Annotated in this window: 17 protein-coding genes; 7 read left to right on the forward strand and 10 right to left on the reverse strand. The window is 66.5% G+C overall.

Going from position 1 to position 17,618, the window contains the following annotated elements; all coding sequences use genetic code 11:
* Positions 1–6 precede the first annotated feature (6 nt).
* A complete protein-coding gene (locus ACWESM_RS07740; protein WP_364431361.1) occupies positions 7–972 on the reverse strand; it encodes a quinone oxidoreductase family protein in 966 nt (321 codons plus the stop codon).
* 61 nt (positions 973–1,033) lie between these two features.
* Here ACWESM_RS07740 and ACWESM_RS07745 point away from each other — a divergent pair, with 61 nt between their 5' ends.
* The gene (locus tag ACWESM_RS07745; protein WP_355070793.1) at positions 1,034–1,384 is read left to right on the forward strand and encodes a hypothetical protein; all 351 of its coding nucleotides are present in this window, start codon (positions 1,034–1,036) and stop codon (positions 1,382–1,384) included.
* A gap of 3 nt (positions 1,385–1,387) precedes the next feature.
* Positions 1,388–2,179: a transporter substrate-binding domain-containing protein gene (locus ACWESM_RS07750; protein WP_364431276.1), complete on the forward strand. Its 792-nt coding sequence runs from the start codon at positions 1,388–1,390 to the stop codon at positions 2,177–2,179.
* Positions 2,180–2,192: 13 nt separating this feature from the next.
* Here ACWESM_RS07750 and ACWESM_RS07755 read toward each other — a convergent pair whose 3' ends face one another.
* From ACWESM_RS07755 to ACWESM_RS07765, 3 genes are all read right to left on the reverse strand, one after another.
* On the reverse strand, positions 2,193–2,762 hold the full coding sequence (locus ACWESM_RS07755; RefSeq protein ID WP_195042683.1) for a flavoprotein: 570 nt from the start codon (positions 2,760–2,762) through the stop codon (positions 2,193–2,195).
* Positions 2,763–2,835: 73 nt separating this feature from the next.
* Positions 2,836–4,398 carry a class I adenylate-forming enzyme family protein gene (locus ACWESM_RS07760; RefSeq protein ID WP_364431271.1) on the reverse strand — a complete coding sequence of 521 codons (1,563 nt, stop codon included), beginning with the start codon at positions 4,396–4,398 and terminating at the stop codon, positions 2,836–2,838.
* A 16-nt stretch (positions 4,399–4,414) separates the two neighbouring features.
* Complete coding sequence (locus ACWESM_RS07765) at positions 4,415–5,302, reverse strand: alpha/beta hydrolase (RefSeq protein ID WP_355070800.1); 888 nt, start codon at positions 5,300–5,302, stop codon at positions 4,415–4,417.
* 75 nt (positions 5,303–5,377) lie between these two features.
* Between ACWESM_RS07765 and ACWESM_RS07770 the strand changes: the two genes are divergently transcribed.
* The gene (locus ACWESM_RS07770; protein ID WP_452491147.1) at positions 5,378–6,010 is read left to right on the forward strand and encodes a TetR/AcrR family transcriptional regulator; all 633 of its coding nucleotides are present in this window, start codon (positions 5,378–5,380) and stop codon (positions 6,008–6,010) included.
* Between the two features lie 138 nt (positions 6,011–6,148).
* Here the strand turns inward: ACWESM_RS07770 and ACWESM_RS07775 are convergent, their stop codons facing one another.
* Positions 6,149–7,381 carry a helix-turn-helix domain-containing protein gene (locus ACWESM_RS07775; protein WP_452491148.1) on the reverse strand — a complete coding sequence of 411 codons (1,233 nt, stop codon included), beginning with the start codon at positions 7,379–7,381 and terminating at the stop codon, positions 6,149–6,151.
* Positions 7,382–7,936: 555 nt separating this feature from the next.
* Between ACWESM_RS07775 and ACWESM_RS07780 the strand changes: the two genes are divergently transcribed.
* The 3 genes from ACWESM_RS07780 (at position 7,937) to ACWESM_RS07790 (ending at position 11,646) form a co-directional block, all read left to right on the forward strand.
* Complete coding sequence (locus ACWESM_RS07780) at positions 7,937–8,395, forward strand: DNA-directed RNA polymerase subunit beta (RefSeq protein ID WP_364431260.1); 459 nt, start codon at positions 7,937–7,939, stop codon at positions 8,393–8,395.
* Positions 8,392–8,616: a hypothetical protein gene (locus ACWESM_RS07785; RefSeq protein ID WP_364431257.1), complete on the forward strand. Its 225-nt coding sequence runs from the start codon at positions 8,392–8,394 to the stop codon at positions 8,614–8,616. The genes ACWESM_RS07780 and ACWESM_RS07785 overlap by 4 nt, the downstream gene beginning before the upstream one ends.
* A gap of 795 nt (positions 8,617–9,411) precedes the next feature.
* Positions 9,412–11,646 carry a serine/threonine-protein kinase gene (locus ACWESM_RS07790; protein WP_452491149.1) on the forward strand — a complete coding sequence of 745 codons (2,235 nt, stop codon included), beginning with the start codon at positions 9,412–9,414 and terminating at the stop codon, positions 11,644–11,646.
* Between the two features lie 27 nt (positions 11,647–11,673).
* On the opposite strand, the gene ACWESM_RS07795 is transcribed toward ACWESM_RS07790, so the two are convergent.
* From ACWESM_RS07795 to pip, 5 genes are all read right to left on the reverse strand, one after another.
* Positions 11,674–12,558: a universal stress protein gene (locus ACWESM_RS07795; RefSeq protein ID WP_355070811.1), complete on the reverse strand. Its 885-nt coding sequence runs from the start codon at positions 12,556–12,558 to the stop codon at positions 11,674–11,676.
* Between the two features lie 188 nt (positions 12,559–12,746).
* Positions 12,747–13,646: a hypothetical protein gene (locus ACWESM_RS07800; protein WP_449990744.1), complete on the reverse strand. Its 900-nt coding sequence runs from the start codon at positions 13,644–13,646 to the stop codon at positions 12,747–12,749.
* Positions 13,647–13,767: 121 nt separating this feature from the next.
* Complete coding sequence (locus ACWESM_RS07805; protein WP_452491150.1) at positions 13,768–14,094, reverse strand: hypothetical protein; 327 nt, start codon at positions 14,092–14,094, stop codon at positions 13,768–13,770.
* A 14-nt stretch (positions 14,095–14,108) separates the two neighbouring features.
* Positions 14,109–14,909: a hypothetical protein gene (locus tag ACWESM_RS07810; protein ID WP_452491151.1), complete on the reverse strand. Its 801-nt coding sequence runs from the start codon at positions 14,907–14,909 to the stop codon at positions 14,109–14,111.
* Between the two features lie 515 nt (positions 14,910–15,424).
* The gene (gene pip, locus ACWESM_RS07815) at positions 15,425–16,408 is read right to left on the reverse strand and encodes a prolyl aminopeptidase (protein WP_449990753.1); all 984 of its coding nucleotides are present in this window, start codon (positions 16,406–16,408) and stop codon (positions 15,425–15,427) included.
* 296 nt (positions 16,409–16,704) lie between these two features.
* Between pip and ACWESM_RS07820 the strand changes: the two genes are divergently transcribed.
* Complete coding sequence (locus tag ACWESM_RS07820; RefSeq protein ID WP_412808054.1) at positions 16,705–17,535, forward strand: SDR family NAD(P)-dependent oxidoreductase; 831 nt, start codon at positions 16,705–16,707, stop codon at positions 17,533–17,535.
* Positions 17,536–17,618: the final 83 nt, after the last annotated feature.

Genomic DNA, 17,618 nt, shown 5'->3' on the forward strand with positions numbered 1-17,618 from the left:
CGTGGCTCACGGCAGCAGGACGATGGAACCGGTGGTCTTGCGGCCTTCCAGGTCGCGGTGTGCCCGCTCGGCGTCGGCGAGGGGGTAGGTCGCGCCGATCCGGATGTTCAGCGTGCCTCGCGCGATGGCGTCGAAGACGTCGCCCGCGCGCCAGGTGAGTTCGGCGCGGTCCCGGATGTAGTGCATCAACGTGGGACGGGTGACGAACAGCGAACCGGCCCCGCCCAGCCGTTGCAGGTCGAACGGCGGCACCGGACCGCTCGCGCCCCCGAAGAGGGCGAGCGTGCCCCGCACGCGCAGCGCGGCCAGGCTCGACTCGAAGGTCGCCGCGCCGACGCCGTCGTAGACCGCCGCCACGCCGACGCCGTCGGTGAGCTCGCGCACGCGACCGGCCAGTCCGTGGCCGTAACGCAGCACCTCGTCGGCTCCCGCCGCGCGCGACAGCGTCTCCTTCTCGTCGGAGGACACCGTCGTGATCACTCGGACGCCGCGCGCGTTGAGGAGCTGGGTCAGGATCAGCCCGACACCGCCCGCGCCCGCGTGCACGAGCACCGCCTCCCCTGGCTCGGGCCGGTAGATGGACTCGATGAGATAGTGCGCCGTCATGCCCTGCAACAGCGCCGACGCGGCCACGGGCGGATCGACGCCATCCGGTACCCGGATGGCGACGGCGGCGGGCACCGCGACCTTCGGGGCGTAGCTGCCCGGGGCGGCGGCCCAGGCCACCCGGTCGCCGACCGCGAACTCCGTGACATCCGAGCCGACCTCGGCGACGACGCCGGTGCCCTCCGCGCCGGGAACGTAGGGGACGTCCTGCGGATAGCGTCCGGTACGGATGTAGGTATCGATGAAGTTGACGCCGATCGCCTGTGTGTCGACCAGGAGCTGGTCCGGTCCGATCCGCGGATCGGGCGCCTCCACGTACTTCAGGACCTCGGGACCACCGTGTTCGGAAACCTGAATGGCGTGCATGAGATCCAGTTCTACACCCGAGCGGCGGGCACGCTGCCTACCGGTCGGTAAACTGCGTGCCATGAGTTCTGAAACCGCCACGGCGCCGCAGAAGCTGTCGGGCGCCCTCGTCGAGTCCGTCAAGGGGTTCGTCGCCGATCACGGACGTTCCGCCACGGCCGTGCTCCAGCCGATCGGTCGCGCTGGTGTGCGGGTCACCCTGGTCGGTTCCGACGGTGTGCTCGGTGACCGCGTGGTCCCGGACCTGGAGACGGCCAAGGAACTGGTCGCCACGATCGACGGTCTCACCGAGGCCGACGAATGGGATCGTGAGCTCACCTCGATCGTCACCCCGCGCAAGGGGCACTGGGCCAAGATGGCGGGCTGGGTCGCCAAGCAGGCCCGTTTCCCCAAGGCGCGCAACGAGAAGTGATCGTTGCGTAACCTGACGCTGCCCGGCCGGATCGGCGCGGTGCTGATCGCCGGGTGGACGGTGCTCGCCGCCGTGGCGACTCCCGCGGCCGCGCAGGCCCCGAACGCGTTGCGCGCCTGCACGCCCGGCGACTATCCGCCGTACTCGATCAGGGACGACGCGGGCGAGCACCGCGGGGTGGACGTCGATCTCGCGCGGGGTTTCGCCGCGCTGCTCGGCCGTCCGATCGAGTTCGTGCCCGTCACCTGGGCGACGCTGAAAACCGACTTCGCCGAACGGAATTGCGACCTCGCGGTCGGGGGCATCTCGGACCTGCCGTCGCGGCGCGCGTTCGCGGACTTCTCGATCACCTACGGCACCGACGGCAAGGCCCCGATCACCCACCGCGCGAACGGCGCGGCGTATTCGACCGTCGCGGAGATCAACCGTCCCGGTGTTCGCGTGATCGCCAATCGGGGCGGGACGAACGAGGATTTCGCGCGCAAGAACTTCCCCGCCGCGCAACTCACCTTGTGGCCGGACAATCTGACGATCTTCGGTGAGATCGAGCAGGGCCGCGCCGACGTGTTCGTCACCGATTCGGTCGAGGGCCGCTACCGCGTTCGTCAGCATCCGGATCTGCAAGTGCTGCATCCCGAAGCGCCGTTCGACTCGTTCGGGAAAGTGCTGTTGGTGCGCAAGGACGATCCCGTTCTGGCGGCCTTACTGGACGCGTACTTGACCACCCAGCTCGCGACCGGCGCGGTGGATCGGTTGTTCGACCAGTGGATCGGACCGAATGCCCCGGTGGGCTGAGTAGGGTCGCTGTCTACGGCCGATTCGGTGCGGCCCCGTCCCGGCGTGGATGCTCGAGGAGCGCTTTCCAGGCCGCCTGCCAGGGGAAGAGGGGCAGGCGCGCCTCTCCGGTGCCCCGCTCGTGCGGCTCGCCCTCGCCGATCACGATGGTGACGCCCCACTCGGACAGTTTGCGCATCCCCTCCTGGATCGCGGGAAAGCTGATCTGCGCCCGGTTCGAGTACGGCACGCCGACGATGGGCAGGCCCTTGCCGAGCCCTTCGACCAGCAGACCGAGCAGGAGCGTATCCGAGATCCCCGCAGCCCATTTCGCGATCGAATTGCCGGTGAGCGGTGCGGCGATGATGCCGTCGGCGGGTGGCAGCACATCCGGTGTGCCGGGTTCCTTGTACTGGCTGCGCACGGGATAACCGGTCTGCGCGCGCAGCGCGTCGACGTCGATGAACCCGGTGCCCGACGGCGAGGCGATGACGCACACCTCCCAGCCGTCGGCCTGGGCCAGGGCGATCAACTTGCCGACATCGCGGGCGGGGGGCGAACCGGTCACGAGGGCGTACAGCACGGGATTTCCGTTGGCGTCCACGACTTTCATGGTGCCATGCCGACGGGAGCGGTTGGATGGCACGGGAAGCATCACTCCACCGCCAGTGGGCCGGTCAACTCGCGGCGCCCGGTTGCGCTGATTCGTTGCGAAGTATGGCCTTGTGCACCTTGCCGGATGGAGTCAAGGGAAGGTTGGGCATGATGATGATTTCCTTGGGGACCTTGTAATCCGCGATTCTGTCCGCGCAGAATCGTTCGAGGTCGCCTTCGGCGAGCCGAGCGTCCGGCGTGAGGACAACGTAGTAGCGGCCGATCTCGCCGAGCACCGGATCGGGTACACCGATACCGGCCGCCATGAGGACCTGCGGGTGCTCCGCCAGTATGTTCTCGACTTCGACCGGGTAGATGTTGTATCCGCCTTGGACGAACATGTCCTTGGCCCGGCCGTGCAGGGTGATCAAGCCGTCGTTGTCGGTCCAGGCTATGTCGCCCGTGCGCAGCCAGCCGTCGCTACCGATGGCGTCGGCCGTTTCCGCGGGCATGTTGTGGTAGCCCGCCATGACCGAAGGGGTACGGAGCAGGAGTTCGCCGGCTTCGCCGATGGCGACTTCGGTCCCGTCGGCATCGGCGATCTTGATCTGCACGTTCGGAAGCGGTCGGCCGATCGCGCGCACGGTCGACTCCATGTCACTGCCCCACGGGGTCATCACAACTGCACCCGAGGACTCACTGAGCCCGTAGAGGTTCATCACGGTGGCGTTCGGAAAGAATCTGGTCAAACGTTCCAGCAAGGCTGGTTCGGCGTTGGCGCCGCCGGTGACCACGAGCCGAACCGCGGCTGTGTCCACCGTGGTGAACCGAGACCGGTCGAGTAGCAGAATGTGCATGGTCGGTACCCCGACCCAGATCGTGAGGTCCGCTGAGTGGAACAGGTCGGCGACGGCCGCGGGCTGGAACGTCGGCAGCAGCACGGTGCGGGCGCAGGTGACCAGCGCGGCGAGTACGCAACAGGTGATGCCGCTGACATGGTTGAGCGGCACGGCGACCGGTAGCGTGTCGCCAGGTCCGAGCCGCATGTGCTCCGCTTGTGCGGTAGCGGCTGCGAGTTGGCCGCGATGCGTCTGCACCGCACCTTTGGGCCGGCCGGTTGTCCCGGACGTATAGATGATCATGACCGGATCGTCCTCGCGGACCGCGTCCTTGGCTTCAGCGAGCGCCACGGTGTCCGCCGATGTCGACCAGAGCTCATCGAGCGGGTGGTCGCCGTCGGCGCCGAAGGTCACTACGGCTTCCAGCTGCGGAAGACGATTTCGCAGGCCGGCCAGCATCTGCAGAAAGTCGATTCCCTCACTGGACGGCACGGTGACCACCGCTCGGGACCCGGAATCGCCGAGGATGCGCGCGAACTCGGTCTCCCGGTATCGGACGCTGAGCCCGACCACCACCGCACCGATTTTGGCCGCTGCGAAGTACACCGCTAGCCACTCGGGTGTGTTGGGCCCGTTGACGGCGACGCGATCACCCCGCCGGATGCCCAGCCGCAGCAATCCGCTGGCGACCCGGTCCGACCATGCGTCCATCTCAGCGAACCGGATCTTCCTGTCGTCCGCGATCCAGCCGACAGCATCTGCGGCAGTAGTGGCCGCCCCATGGAGGACGTCGTGAATACGCTGCACCGGTGTACTCCTCTCGTTACGCGTTCGACGCGAGATGCGTGGTGAGAAACTCGATCTGATCGGCAACGATCCGATCGACAGCCGGCGGATGGTAGACGGTGAAGTGGTCGGCGTCGTAATGCTTCAGGGTTGCCCGTGGTGCGGTGGCGGCCACCCGCCCCGCGATGGCGGGGTCGATGAGATTTTCTCGATCGCAGGCGCACACCAGCAGCGGGCAGCGCACGCGCGGCGCGGCGGACGCGGCGTTGTAGAACAACATGCCCAGTCCCGAGGCCGCCGTGATCCGGTTGTCGAAGCCGTAACCTGGTGGCGTCACCGACTGCCACCCCTCGAGAGCGCCGGGCTGGTTCACGAACGCCAGGTCCCCTGGCTTTCCGACCAAGGGGACGTAACGGCGCGACCGACCGAGTGCGGCACGCACCAGGTCGGACGCGATCGGAACCGTGAACCGCAACAGATGCCGCACCCCCGCCCGTGACACCACGGCTCGCCCACTGAAGACCGGACACTGAACCACCGCCGCACGAAGGTCGTCGTGGCGTGCGGCTGCTGCCAGCACGTGGCTGGCGCCGAACGACGTGCCCCACAACGCGATCCGGTGAGCGTCCAGTTCGGGGCGGGAGCGGGCGAAAGCCACGGCGGCGTCGACATCCTCGGCGTAACGGCGCTGACTCACCAGCTGGCGCGGCATGCCGCCTGATTCTCCGAGGTGGCGGAAGTCGAAGGCCACCACGGCAAGACCCGCGTCGGAGAACCACTTCTCGTACTGGGCCAGCATCATGTCGTGCGTTGCGCCACCGCCGTGGACGAGCACCACGGCCGGATGCGGACCTGGGCCGTCCGGAAGCGTCAGCCACACCGCGCATTCGTCGCGGCCGGAAGGGAAGGTGGTGCGAATGGTCATGACACCTCGATATAGGTACGTTGTACGTGAACATGCTCAGTTAAACACGTACGTTGTACTTAAACAAGGAGAAGTATGCCCGCCCCCAGGAAATTCGCGCGCGAGCAGCTGCAAGCCGCGGCACTGGCCTTGGTCGACGACCATGGCCTGGCCGGGTTGACCATGCGCAGTCTCGCGTCGGCGCTGGGCACCGGTGCGATGACGATCTACAACTACGTCGATGGACGGGAAGGTTTGGAGCAGCTCGTCACCGAGGCCGTCATGGCCGAAGCGCACTGGGACGCCACGCCGTCCATGGACTGGGATGACGAGGTACTTGCCGTCGCCGAGGGAATGTGGCGCGCCGTGCGCGCACATCCCCATGCGATCCCACTGATTCTCACTCGGCGCAGCCTCGACCTGGCGACCCTGCGGCCAACCGAAGCCCTGTTGCAGGCGCTCGCGCGTAGCGGCAGATCAGGAACCGCGTTGCTGGTGGCGTTCCGCGCAGTGTCCGGCTTCATCACCGGATACGCGCAAGCCGAACTCGTCGGCCCGCTATCCGCGGCGCGCGGCGAGGACCTCACGACGATCACCGACCGGATCGCGGCATTGCCGCCCGAGCAGTTCCCCAAGCTCATCGAGATCGCGTACGCCGCCGCCTCGAGCGACCCGACAGCCGAATTCCGGGCCGGGATGCGCATAATCCTGGCAGGACTCGAGACCTAGACGTCCGCCAGCCAACGGGTGCGGCATCGGATGCCGCCGGACCTGCGTTCGGATGTCGCCCATCTCCGGTCCGCCGAGGCCGGACGCGTGGTACCTGAAACCTGTTGTGGCCGATGCATATGTTGCCCGGGGTATGGGTCAGGAGGGGACCGCGCCGATGCGTTTGGCGAGGCGGCCGAGGTCGCCGGTGGTGAGGTTGCGGTGGGCCGTGCGCATCATGTGGCCGACGAGTTCGCGGACGTGGGTCATGCCGCGGACTTGCTGGGGGGCGATGTGTTCGGCGCGCAGGAGGGCGTGCAGGGAGTTGTGGTAGTCGCGGCGCAGGGCGTGGGCTCGGCCGATCTCGACGAAGTATTGGGCTCTGCGGCCTTCGGCGGGGATGGTTTGCGGGTCGAGGGTGGGGGCGAGTTCGAGGACTCGGCCTGGTTCGCGTTTCTCCATTGCCGCTGACATGCGCCAGAGGATCACGTTAGCGGCATCGAATGTCGGGTTGCGGAGAGTCGCGGTTTCGGGGGGAGCCTGGTCGAGCCTAGTGACTTGCTCGCTCGCTTCGTCCAGATGGCCGCCAGGGTCGCCGCCGAGCGCTGCGGTAACGAGCGCTGCCTGCAAGTGCAGCATGCCGTAGGTTTCGATCTCGCCGCGGCTTCGCACCTCCGGGCCGAGGCGCTCGGCAGCGTTCGTCGCGCCGTCGAGCGCGGCAGTCAATGAGCCGGGGCGCGACAGCAGGATCTGGCTTCGAGTGAAGGCTGCGGTAGCCGAACCGGAGGTGCCACCGATGTTCGCGGTGGCGTGCTCGATCTCTTGTGCTGCTGTCCAAGCCAACGCTGAGTACCCTCTGGCCTTCAAGGACGCGGCTGTCGTGTATGCCGCCGCCGCAAGCACATCCCAGGCAAGATCGCGATCGGCTCCGGCCGAATCACGAGCGTGTCGATAGCAGTCGGTGAGTAGAGCAGGCAACATCGGACCGAGTGCCGCGTAGTCGCACGCGCGTCGTAGATGGGCAGCATGACGTGCTGCCGCCGCGAGTTCGGTGAGGCTGCGGGGTGGTGCAGTCGGAGTGGTGTCGCCCCGGGTCCACAGCGCGGTTTCGATGGCGGGCACCGCGGCGTGGAACCCGGCCGACGACGGGTCGAACCGATCGTCCTGATCGCCGGTCAGATCACCGACCGCGACGCCGAGTGCTTGGGCGAGGGCGTGCAGGGTCCGCCGCGAGTCGATGGGGCGCTCGCCGTTCTCGTATTTGGCGATCGCGCCCCGGCTGACGCCGACCCGATCGGCCAGCACTTGCTGCGAGATCCCACGGCGCGCGCGAATGGCACGCACCTGTCGGCCGATGTACCGGCCCTCGTCGTTCCCCTGACCCTCGCTCATCGGCTCTCCCTCGCCGGATGCTGATCGAAACCTCATGCTAGACGCGCCGCCAGGTGTCCCGCACCGGGACAATGCGGGTTCGGCAGCCCGCCAAGCTGTCGCGAGCACTCGCCCTCGGGACGGGCACGTCGGTGCGCGCGACAACGGTTGCGCTCCAGGGCGCGGGTGCTCACAACGCGATGAGCAGGGGAAGGCAAACGTGATGCGGGGAGTGGCAGTCGATTTCGCGTGGAACGCGTTCGTGAAGCGGCATGGTGACGCGATCGCGACGATGGCGACCGGTGATCGAAACGAATTCGGTGCGATTCGCGCAGCGTCGTCGTTTACGCCCGGCTCCACGCTATCCCTAGCGGAACACCTGGGTCGCAACGGTTTCCGGGCGCGAGCCGTCCAGTGCCACGCACATCGACTCCGCCGTCGCCGCCCGCGACGCACCGATAGCAACCGACCGCGCCTCGACGTGATGCCGTCGCGACCGCTGCGTGGACACGATCGGCGCGCGACGGCCTCGCACCGCGTCGGTGATCCCGGTGCGGCGGGGCGGGAGGGCACGCGGTGAGCGATCTGTGCGATCCGGCGGCCGACACCCCGGCCAGCCGGTGCCGTTTCTACCGGCAGTGCGGGCTTCCGGCGGCCGTGCAACCGGAACTCGGCCGCATCGTCGTGCCCGCGGGCAGAGTCGGCGCGATCACCATGCCCGCTCGGCTCGGCCAAGAGGTGAAGGCGCTGCTGCAGGTCCGGCGGTCTGCGCTCGGGCCGATCATCTCGCATCCACGCTCGAAGCGCTGGACCTATTTGGTGCGGCCGGACCTGCCCGACGAAGTCGGCTTTTTCGCCGAGCTGTTCCGGCTGGACGTGTCGGTCGCGCGCTGCGGCGCGCAGATCGCCCTGCCGTCGCCCGCCGACCGGTCGCCGTGCTTCCGCGTGTGGGTGGAACCGCCGCGCGATACGTTCCGGCCGTCGGGTTCGGTGGTCGTCGCGGCGATCCGGGTACGCGCGGGACGCCGGTGGTGACCGGGCCGCAGCAGCGGTCGCCGCGCCCGGAAGAGCCCGATGTCCATGTCTCGGTCCAATTCCACGACGTGCGTCTGAACTTCGTGGCCTGTGCGAGCGCTGCGGCACTTTTCGTCCAGGAGTGGCGCGCCCGCCACTACGAGGACGCGGCCACGGTGCTCCCGGGCGATCCGACGGGCCTGCCCCGCCTGCCGAACGAGCGGTTGTTCCTCGACCCGTGAGCAGCGCTCGGCCTGGCAGCGCACGCGGCGGCGTCCGAGCGCCGAGCCGGACTCGGCGGGGTGACGCGCTGCCCGTGCAATCGGGACCCGGCCGCATCATCGTGCCCACTCGGCTGGGTCAGGATGCGAAGGCGCTGACGCAGGTCCGGCGGTCCGCGTCCGGTTCCCGTCCTGGCCCAACTCGTCGCGTCACCCTGTCCGCTTATGGGCGGTCCTGGTTGCGCTTTTCCTCAGCGCTACGTTCACCGGGCCGACGGGCGCGCGGCGGACATGCTCACCGCGCTTCCGGCGTTCTCGGCGCTGCCCGGCGTCCGATCTATCGGCCGGTCTTCTGTCGACCGCCCCGGTGTACTCGGAGACGGATCGTGGTGTCCAGGTCGAGCGCTGGCCCCGCCGCACCTAGGAAGTCGAGGTTTGCCGGGCATATCGGCCGCCGTGCAGATGTGCGGGGCGGTGTCCTAGGTGTCGCGGCGCGCGTTCTACTCGTGGGAGGTTTTCGCCGCCCGTTCCCGCCGGATGAGCGGATAGCAGTGGTCTCGAGCACCACCCCGGCGCTGCCATTCCTGGCAGTTCGGACGAGCGGACGGCGACCGAACCCGAGTCGAGCGCGGGGCGCGAGTGCCCGCTGAGCAATCCATCGGCGGCGTTTGCGCGGATGCCGCGACACCCGCGCGCGGAGCGATACCCTTGAGCAGGGTAATTCGACGTCAAGGAGCTGATGTGGAACACCTGCGAGGCAAGGGCGCATCGTGTGTAGCCGCCGTCTGACCGGCAACGGCTGACTCCGAGCTACCGATGCGCGAACCGATCGATCTCGCCGATTCGGCGGAACGGACCCGTGCGGCGCTCGCCGCCGCCGTGGCGCGATTCTCCGAGGCCTGGGCGTCGGGATTCCCGCCCGATCTGTCCTCCTATCTGCCCCGCGAACCGGCCGATCGGCACACGATGCTGATCGAATTGATCAAGGTGGACCTCGAGTTCCGCTGGCTTCGCTACCACTTCCCCAAACGGCTGATCGACTACCGCGCGGAATTCCCCGAGCTGCGCAGCGCTCCGTTCCCGGCCGATCTGGTCTACGAGGAATTCCACGCCATGCGCCGCAGCGGCCGCCGCGACGCCGCCGATTCGGACGGCACCGCCACCGCGACGGCGGCCGATCCGGAGCTCGACCGGATCACCAGCGACTACCGCAGCACGATGATCGCTCGTCCCAGCGCCCAGGTCGCGCTCGACGCCATCGACGTCGGCGATCGAGTCGACGATTTCGACCTCCTGATGCGCATCGGGGTCGGCGCCTTCGCCCAGGTGTACCTCGCGCGGCAGCAGTCGATGCAGCGACTGGTCGCGGTCAAGATCTCGCACAACCACGGCAACGAGCCGCAGACGCTCGCCCAGCTCGACCACGAGTACATCGTGCGCATCTTCGACCAGCGACTCATCGCCGACGGCGAGCTGAAGTTGCTCTACATGCAGTATCTGCCCGGCGGAACGCTGCTCGACGTGCTGCGTTTGTCGCGCACGACGCTGCCCGAACGTCGCAGTGGGCAACTGCTGCTGGACGCCATCGACAAGGTGCTCGCAGATAAGGGCGAGGTGCGGCCGACCGAGTCCGCTGTCCGGACCAGGATCGCCGGACTGACCTGGCCGGAGACCGTGGTGTGGCTGGGGCGCCGGCTCGCGGACGCGCTGGAGCACGCGTCCGAACGTGGGGTGCTGCATCGCGACATCAAACCCGCGAACGTGCTGCTGAGCGCCGAGGGGATTCCGAAGCTGGCCGACTTCAACGTCAGCTTCAGCAAACGTGTCCGGGGCACCAGCCCGTTGGCGTACTTCGGCGGGTCGCTGGCATACATGTCGCCGGAGCAACTCGAGGCCTGCCACCCCGACCTGCCCGCGAGCGCCGTGGAACTGGATACGCGAAGCGACATCTTCGCGCTCGGCGTCATGCTGTGGGAGTTGCTCACCGGGCGCCGCCCCTTCGCGGACGAGACGTCGGCGGGCGATTCGCAGACGTCGCTGGCCCGCATGATCGCACTGCGGCGCCGGCCCATCGGTCCGGCGTTCCTGTCGGAGCTGCCCCCGGACTGCCCCATGGCGCTGCGGCGCGTGCTGTTGAAATGTCTGTCGCCCGACCGTGCGGACCGCTACTCGTCCGGCTCGGAATTGGCGCAACAACTCGACCTGTGCCTGGAGCAGCGGGCCCGCGATCTCGTCTATCCACCCCCGGACAGCTGGCGCGCACGGCTCGCGAGCAGGCCCACTCCGGTTCTGTGGTTGTCCTCGCTGGTCGGTGTCGGCCTGGCGACGAGCTACATGGCCGTGCACGTCCAGGACCTGATCAGAGAGCGCCTGCCCGATACGACAAACTCGCAGCTCAACATGGGTGTGTACGTCTTCGTCCTCATCGCCTGCCCGCTGTCCATCGTGATCTACGCGTATATGTCGCGTGATCTGCTCGCGGTTCCGCGCGGCTTGCGCGAGGGCAGACGCTACGACGAGGCACTGCTCGCGCGAGTGCGGTCGCGAACACTGTTCTGGGGGGACATGTGTGCGCTGAACACCTTTCAGACCGGGATTACGGCAACGGTGACGGGGGTGTTCCTCTGTCTCTGGCTCACCGATCTTCCGGCGCGACTGGTGATCCACGCGGCGATGACCGTTTTCATGGCGGCTGTCATCTCCGTCGCCTACACGTTCTTCCTGTCGACGTTCTACATCGTCCGCTGTGTCTATCCGATCTATTTGCGTTACAGCCGCACGACGGCGCACGACTTCGGCGTCATCCGCACGCTGCGCCGCAGAACCACGATCTATCTCGCGGTCACGGCGTCCGTGCCACTGGTCGGGGTGCTGGCCGGATTCAGCCTGCTCGAACCCGAGGAACTTCCGTTGGTGCGCGATTCGGTCCTCGGGTTGTGCGCGGTCGGCGGGCTCGCGTTCGTCGCCGTGTACTGGCTGTTCCGCACGCTGGACGCGGACTTGCGCGCGCTCCAGCGGGTGGTCCAGGCGTCAGCGGCGGACGTGGACTGATCCGCGCGCACGCCCACGACCGCTGTCCTACCGCTCACGGCAGATCACCACCGGGCTCGCGGCGTGATGCAGCAAGTTCTGGCTCGTCGATCCGAGGACGAGTCCGGTGAGGCGGTTGTGCCCACGACTGCCGGTCACCAGCAGTTGGGCTTTCTCGGCGTGTGCGAGCAGCGCCTGCGCGGGCGTGTTCTTCTCGACCACTTTGGTGACCGTGACGTCCGGGTATTTCTCGCACCATCCGGCCAAGCATTCGGACAGTAGTGCCTCCTCCTGCTGAGCCAGCACATCCCACGCGTCGGGCACCGGGGTCCACTGCAGCAGGTCCGGGTCGTTCCACGCGTGCAAGGCGGTCACTTCGACGCCGAGTGTGGACGCCAGCTCGAACGCCTCGCCGAGCGCCGCGGAACTACCTGGGCTCCCGTCGACGCCGACGAGCACGGGCCGCTCGTCCGGCTGTGGCCGGTCGAGCCTGCCTCGCCACACGGTCACCGGACAGGCCGCCTTGTTCGCGACCGTGAGCGCGGTCGATCCCAGCAACAGCGTGGAGAGCCGGTCCTGGTGTTTCGCCGCGACGACGACCATGCGCGCTTCCGCGCTGTGCTTGATCAACTCGCGCGCGGGCGAGCCGTCCTCGACGGTCCGGTGGATCTCGATGTCCGGCTGATCGGCGCGCACGGCGTCGAATGCCTCCTCGACCTTCTGCTTCGCCGCCGCGCGGAGTTCGGGTAGCAGATTGACCTCGGCCAGAGCGGAGGAGGTCATGGGGTGATCGAGGGCGGGAACCACGCCCAGCAGCACCAGCGTGGCGCGCTGCCGATTCGCGACGGCTCCGGCCCAGCGCGCTGCACCCACAGCGGTCGGGCTGCCGTCGATTCCGACGACGATCGACTGACGGTCGGCTGGTGTGCTCATTTCGTCTCCGTTTGCGGCTGCGACAGGGTCACTTCCACAGTCGCAGCGGGGACCCGGTCCGCACCGGGGGCGGTGGCCCCTGGTGATCGGGACTTAAGACCGTAATTGCAGTAGTCAGGGGAGTGGGTGTCCTCGTTGTCGGTAGTGGCATGGCGGGCTTGGTGTTGTCGGTGGCGTCGTCAGTTCGACTATCGGGGGCTAACGAGGACGCGGACGAGCCCTCGACCGCTCAGGAGCGGGGTCAGCGCCTTACCGATGATGGTGCCGAGCGCGCGGCTGGGTTCGGTCACGCTGCGAGCGTGACCTGCTGTTGCAGACGTGGTAAGTAAATTGCCTGGCTGTATTGGTGCGTGAGCAGCATCGGCGAGGCACCACACTTTGCCCACCAGCGCAACCGTCACACTGCGATCTTGGCGGTCGAGCACAATTGCCGGCTTCACTCCGCCCGCTCCTGAAACGATTCCAGCCACTGCTGGGTCGTATTCGTGTGTGCATGGACGAACGTCGCCGTCTTCACCGACTACCACGACAGTGCCTGCAGGGACATCCGGGTCCGTCGCCGTCAGTGCCTCCGCATAGTCGGCGCCTGCGAGAATGAGGTCGCCTGTTACCTCGATGTCGCCATGAACCACAACCTTTCCGTCGAACATACCGGCCGGATTTCCTTTTCCGAATACGCCCGGCCCGCTGTTCGTAAGGTGGAAACCCGCCACGGCAGCCTTACCCGCCCCGCTTGCATGGCCTTTCACGCCGTCGCCGCTTTGTTTGCCTTCGCCTAGAACGCCGGCAGCGCCTCCTTTCGTTTCGCCGTATACTCCGATCCAAGTTTCGCTGACGCCCGCTACGCCGGTTCCCTTCGATTCGCCGAGGACGCCTGTTCCGCCTGTCGTGGACTTCGACCGGCCGTATATGCCATGCCATGTCTCGCTTACTCCGGCGACTCCTGTGCCCAGCGCTTCACCCAGGACGCCGTGTCCACCAGTGGTGCTCTCCGACTTTCCGAAGACTCCCATCCAAGTCTTACTTTCTCCCCAGATAGCTGTTCCGTCGTCCTTGCTGATCACCGGGTCGTTCTGAAACGGAGGCATTGCGTTTTCCTTTCGGGGGTATCCACTTCACCGGATGCTGTGCCCGCCGAGAGTTCCTTATGGGCTGCCAATCGTAAGCTGACGTTTCAGTTACTTGCTTCTCCCTCCGGGATTGTCACCACTACACGGCGGGATCGTCTTCACTGTCATCGAGTACTCGGCGGGCTATATCGGCGACTCGCTTGTCTGCGAGCCCGGCGAGTTCTTGCATCTCACCACGTGTGTTCGGTATCCGGCTGAGTTCCTTGATCGCCACATGTCGTGCGCGTAGGTCGAAGTCGTCACCTTGGGCGATACGCATCAGGGGTCTGCGTGCGTCTCCTTCGATTTTTGCGCGAAGGATATCGACCGCCATTGGAGGGGTAAGTTGTACGGATTCGCCTCGCGCTGCAGATTCGAGTTCCTCGATGGAATATTTGTCCGGATCAACTGTCAGATATTCGCTCATGCCAGCCGTCCTTTCTATGCTACTCTAATGAGTCCGGGCAATATTTTGCAGTGCCCTAACATTTTCTGTTTATCTCCTGTGTTGATCGCAACCGCAACGAAGGGGTCGACCGTCACGTCGTCACTTTGAGTCATGAGACTGTTATCGGCCGGACTCGGGTGACTGACGCCGAGGAAATGGCCAATTTCATGGGCCAACGTACGGCCGGTGTTTTCACCACTTATTCCTATTACAGAGGACTGCATTTTTCCGGCGCCGGGGTTGCTGCATGGACCGGGTGTGGGAGATCGCCCCAGAGTAAATTTCACCGTTCCATCCGGCTGAGTTGTTTTGATACGTAGATCGGCTGGTATGACAACGGGCAGCGCGGTCCGATCTCCATCGGCCGTGTGTCCCGAGGTAGTTATGAAGGCATGATCGTTCGTCAGTTCTGCGCCCGCTTTCTCAGCACCTTCCTTGGAAGTGACCACCGTATGGCCTTTGGAGTTCGCGGCCGTAAGGTCTTGACGCAGGATCAGGCCGATGCCAATCCCTGCATTCGTGTAGATGTCCCGCAGGCGAAAAACTGCGTAGTCAACAATTTCCCTTTCGTTGGCGGTCAGCAGGTCTGAGCCAGCGACGATCACGCGAACGTGGATGTGCGATTGGCGCATGTTTCGGACGAAGGCATTCATGCTGACGCGGGCTGCTGGTCGGTTTGGGAAGAGCCCGAGCGGTGGTCGACCTGCCGTGAAGCCGAGTAGGTCCTGACATACCGAGAGCCGCTTGTTCCGTGGAAACCCTATATAGTCGGTTAATGTTCGTAGCTTGGCCATTGGTGGCTCCTTTCCGATGGACGCGTCGAAGGCGCGAGCTGGATCGGTGACACGGCAGCGGGCATCGCCGAGTTGGTGGGCAGGTCGCAGGGTCGGAGCGGATTGGTGCCCTCATCGAGGACGGTGCGATGTGGATCAGTCGTCGCCCATCGTCAATCCACAAGGCCATCTCGCTCGTGGTGTTTTCGCCACAAGGTAACGGTCATCGAGAACTCCGTCCGTCGCAGGAGCCGTGAATAGCCCAACCTTCAACGAGCTGAATTCGACCTCGAGAGAAGGATACGTCTACGGACTCGGGACGAAAACCTTTGCGGTGCAGACGGTTTGTCACAAGACAAGTGCCACCGCTGTAGGTTGCAACGCGAACGTTGCCATTTCTCATTACAACGGAAAACCAGCCAACGACTTCGGTAAGTTATCGCTTACAGCTCGTGTCGTCGCGTTGCCCCCAAAGTGTCTCGCAATCGCAGTCTCGAGACCCTCCGGGCGAAATTCTCGGCCGAGGCCGGAGCGGGCTACCGAGCGAACCGGGCGATCGCCCGCAGGACGGCGGCGCTCATGGCCGTGCTGCCCGTGTGCCCGGAATCGTCGATGACCTGTAGTTCCGCGTCGGGCCACGCCTGGGCCAGCTGCCAGGCGGTGTACAGCGGGGCGCTCAGGTCGAGTCGGCCGTGGATCAGCACGCCGGGAATGCCCGTGAGCCGGTGCACGTCACGCAGCAACTGCCCGTCCTCCAGCCAGCCCGCGTTGGCGAAGTAATGCGTGCAGATTCGCACGAAGGCCATTCGCGCCGCGTCCGGCTTCGCGCTGTATTGCCCTGGGCTGCCGAGGTTCTCGTGCGCGATCACCGCGTCCTCCCACGCGCACCACCGCCGCGCCGCCGATTCGCGGGTCGGCGCGTCGGGGCTCTCGACCAGTCGGTGATAAGCGTCGACGAGGTCGCCGTGGCGGTCGGCGAGGGGAACGCCGGTGCGGAAGGTCTCCCACTGTGCGGGCAGGAGTTTCGCGACATCGCGGTAGAGCCAGTCGATCTCCTCTTGCCGGGTCATGGTCACCCCCACCAGCACGATCTCGCTGACCCGCTCGGGGTAGCGCTGGGCGTAGGCGAGGATCAGCGTCGATCCCCAGGAACCGCCGAAGAGCAACCACCGGTCGATTCCGAGGTGTTCGCGCAGACGTTCCATGTCCGCGATCAAGTGATGCGTGGTGTTGTGCGTGAGGTCGACCGACGGGTCGGAGGCATGCGGCAGACTCTCGCCGCAGCCACGTTGATCGAACAGGACGATCCGGTAGGCGGCCGGGTCGAAACTCTTCCGCGAGCCGCGCCGCCCGCCGCCGCCCGGTCCGCCGTGCACGACCAACGCCGGTTTACCGTGCGGGTTACCGCTGGTCTCCCAGTAGACGCGCTGTCCGTCCCCGACGTCCAGAAGCCCGCGGGCATACGGCTCTATATCGGGAAAAGGCTGCGGCGCATCGGATTGCTGCTCGGGCGTGGACACGGTCGACCACACTACCGCCGAGCGACCAGGTGACCTGGTGTTCGGCAAGCGGGCGCTGCCGGGCCAGGGTAGGTCGGAATCGTGATCGGACCCGGCCGGATGATGCACGCCCCGCCGCTGGTGTTCGGCAAGTCGGGCCGGCTCCGGACACGGCGGCGGTGACGCACGTCACCCCGCGGTTTCGTTACGAAGAGCGGGTCGGCGACATCTTGTGTTCGTCCGGTGCGGCAGCACGGGACATCGGCAGTGAGGGGGCCTCCTCGCTGCGCTCGCCACTGCAGAAAGAACGGAAGGACATCATGAGCAAGGTCTGGTTCGTCACCGGCTCCTCTCGCGGTCTGGGCCGAAACTTCGTCGCGGCCGCGTTGTCTCGCGGCGACAAGGTGGCCGCGACCGCTCGCAGTACCGAACATCTCGCGGAATTGGTCACCGCCTACGGCGACGCGGTGCTCCCGCTCGAGCTGGATGTGACCGACAGGGCAGGAGTCTTCGAGAGCGTGAAGCATGCCCACGCGCATTTCGGCCGCTTGGACGTCATCGTGAACAACGCGGGTTACGGGCTACTCGGCGCGGTCGAGGAACTGACCGAGCAGCAACTGCGAGATCAGTTGGAAACCAACTTCTTCGGCACGGTATGGGTCGTCCAGGCCGCGCTGCCATATCTGCGGGAGCAAGGGAGAGGGCACATCATCCAGATCTCGTCGGTGGGTGGTCTCGCCGCCTGGCCGCTCGGTGGCGCGTACCACGCTTCCAAATGGGCGCTGGAAGGCCTGAGTGACTCCCTCGCCCAGGAGGTCGCCGGCTTCGGTGTCAAGGTGACCTTGGTCGAACCCGGCTCCTACGCGACCGACGGCGCCGCCGGAGCGGTCCACGCCCAGGCCGACCCGCGCTACGAGGGACTCCGCGCGGCGTTCGCCGCCTACGCGCAGAGCCTCGATTCCGGCGACCCGTCCGCCGCGGGCCGGGCGTTGCTCGAGATCGCGGACTCCGCCAACCCGCCTTTGCGCGTGTTCTTCGGTTCCGGGGGAAATCAAATCCTTCCGCAGGTCTACGCCGACCGGCTCGAGACCTGGGCCGAGTGGAAGGAGCTTTCGGCGGCGGCTCAAGGCCACACGCCCGCAGCCTGACTCGGTGCGACGCGACCGGCCTGCAGAACCCCACCTGGACACGTGTTCCGGGTGGGGGAGGTGCACCCGCGGCGTCACAAAAC

Source organism: Nocardia sp. NPDC003999, from assembly GCF_053604885.1.

What these genes read in the sequence shown, in the direction of transcription:
- ACWESM_RS07740 (WP_364431361.1), bottom strand. Translation starts at nt 972, where the DNA reads ATGCACGCCATTCAGGTTTCCGAACACGGTGGTCCCGAGGTCCTGAAG.
- ACWESM_RS07745 (WP_355070793.1), top strand. Translation starts at nt 1,034, where the DNA reads ATGAGTTCTGAAACCGCCACGGCGCCGCAGAAGCTGTCGGGCGCCCTC.
- ACWESM_RS07765 (WP_355070800.1), bottom strand. Translation starts at nt 5,302, where the DNA reads ATGACCATTCGCACCACCTTCCCTTCCGGCCGCGACGAATGCGCGGTG.
- ACWESM_RS07770 (WP_452491147.1), top strand. Translation starts at nt 5,378, where the DNA reads ATGCCCGCCCCCAGGAAATTCGCGCGCGAGCAGCTGCAAGCCGCGGCA.
- ACWESM_RS07775 (WP_452491148.1), bottom strand. Translation starts at nt 7,381, where the DNA reads ATGAGCGAGGGTCAGGGGAACGACGAGGGCCGGTACATCGGCCGACAG.
- ACWESM_RS07790 (WP_452491149.1), top strand. Translation starts at nt 9,412, where the DNA reads ATGCGCGAACCGATCGATCTCGCCGATTCGGCGGAACGGACCCGTGCG.
- ACWESM_RS07795 (WP_355070811.1), bottom strand. Translation starts at nt 12,558, where the DNA reads ATGAGCACACCAGCCGACCGTCAGTCGATCGTCGTCGGAATCGACGGC.
- ACWESM_RS07800 (WP_449990744.1), bottom strand. Translation starts at nt 13,646, where the DNA reads ATGCCTCCGTTTCAGAACGACCCGGTGATCAGCAAGGACGACGGAACA.
- ACWESM_RS07805 (WP_452491150.1), bottom strand. Translation starts at nt 14,094, where the DNA reads ATGAGCGAATATCTGACAGTTGATCCGGACAAATATTCCATCGAGGAA.
- ACWESM_RS07810 (WP_452491151.1), bottom strand. Translation starts at nt 14,909, where the DNA reads ATGGCCAAGCTACGAACATTAACCGACTATATAGGGTTTCCACGGAAC.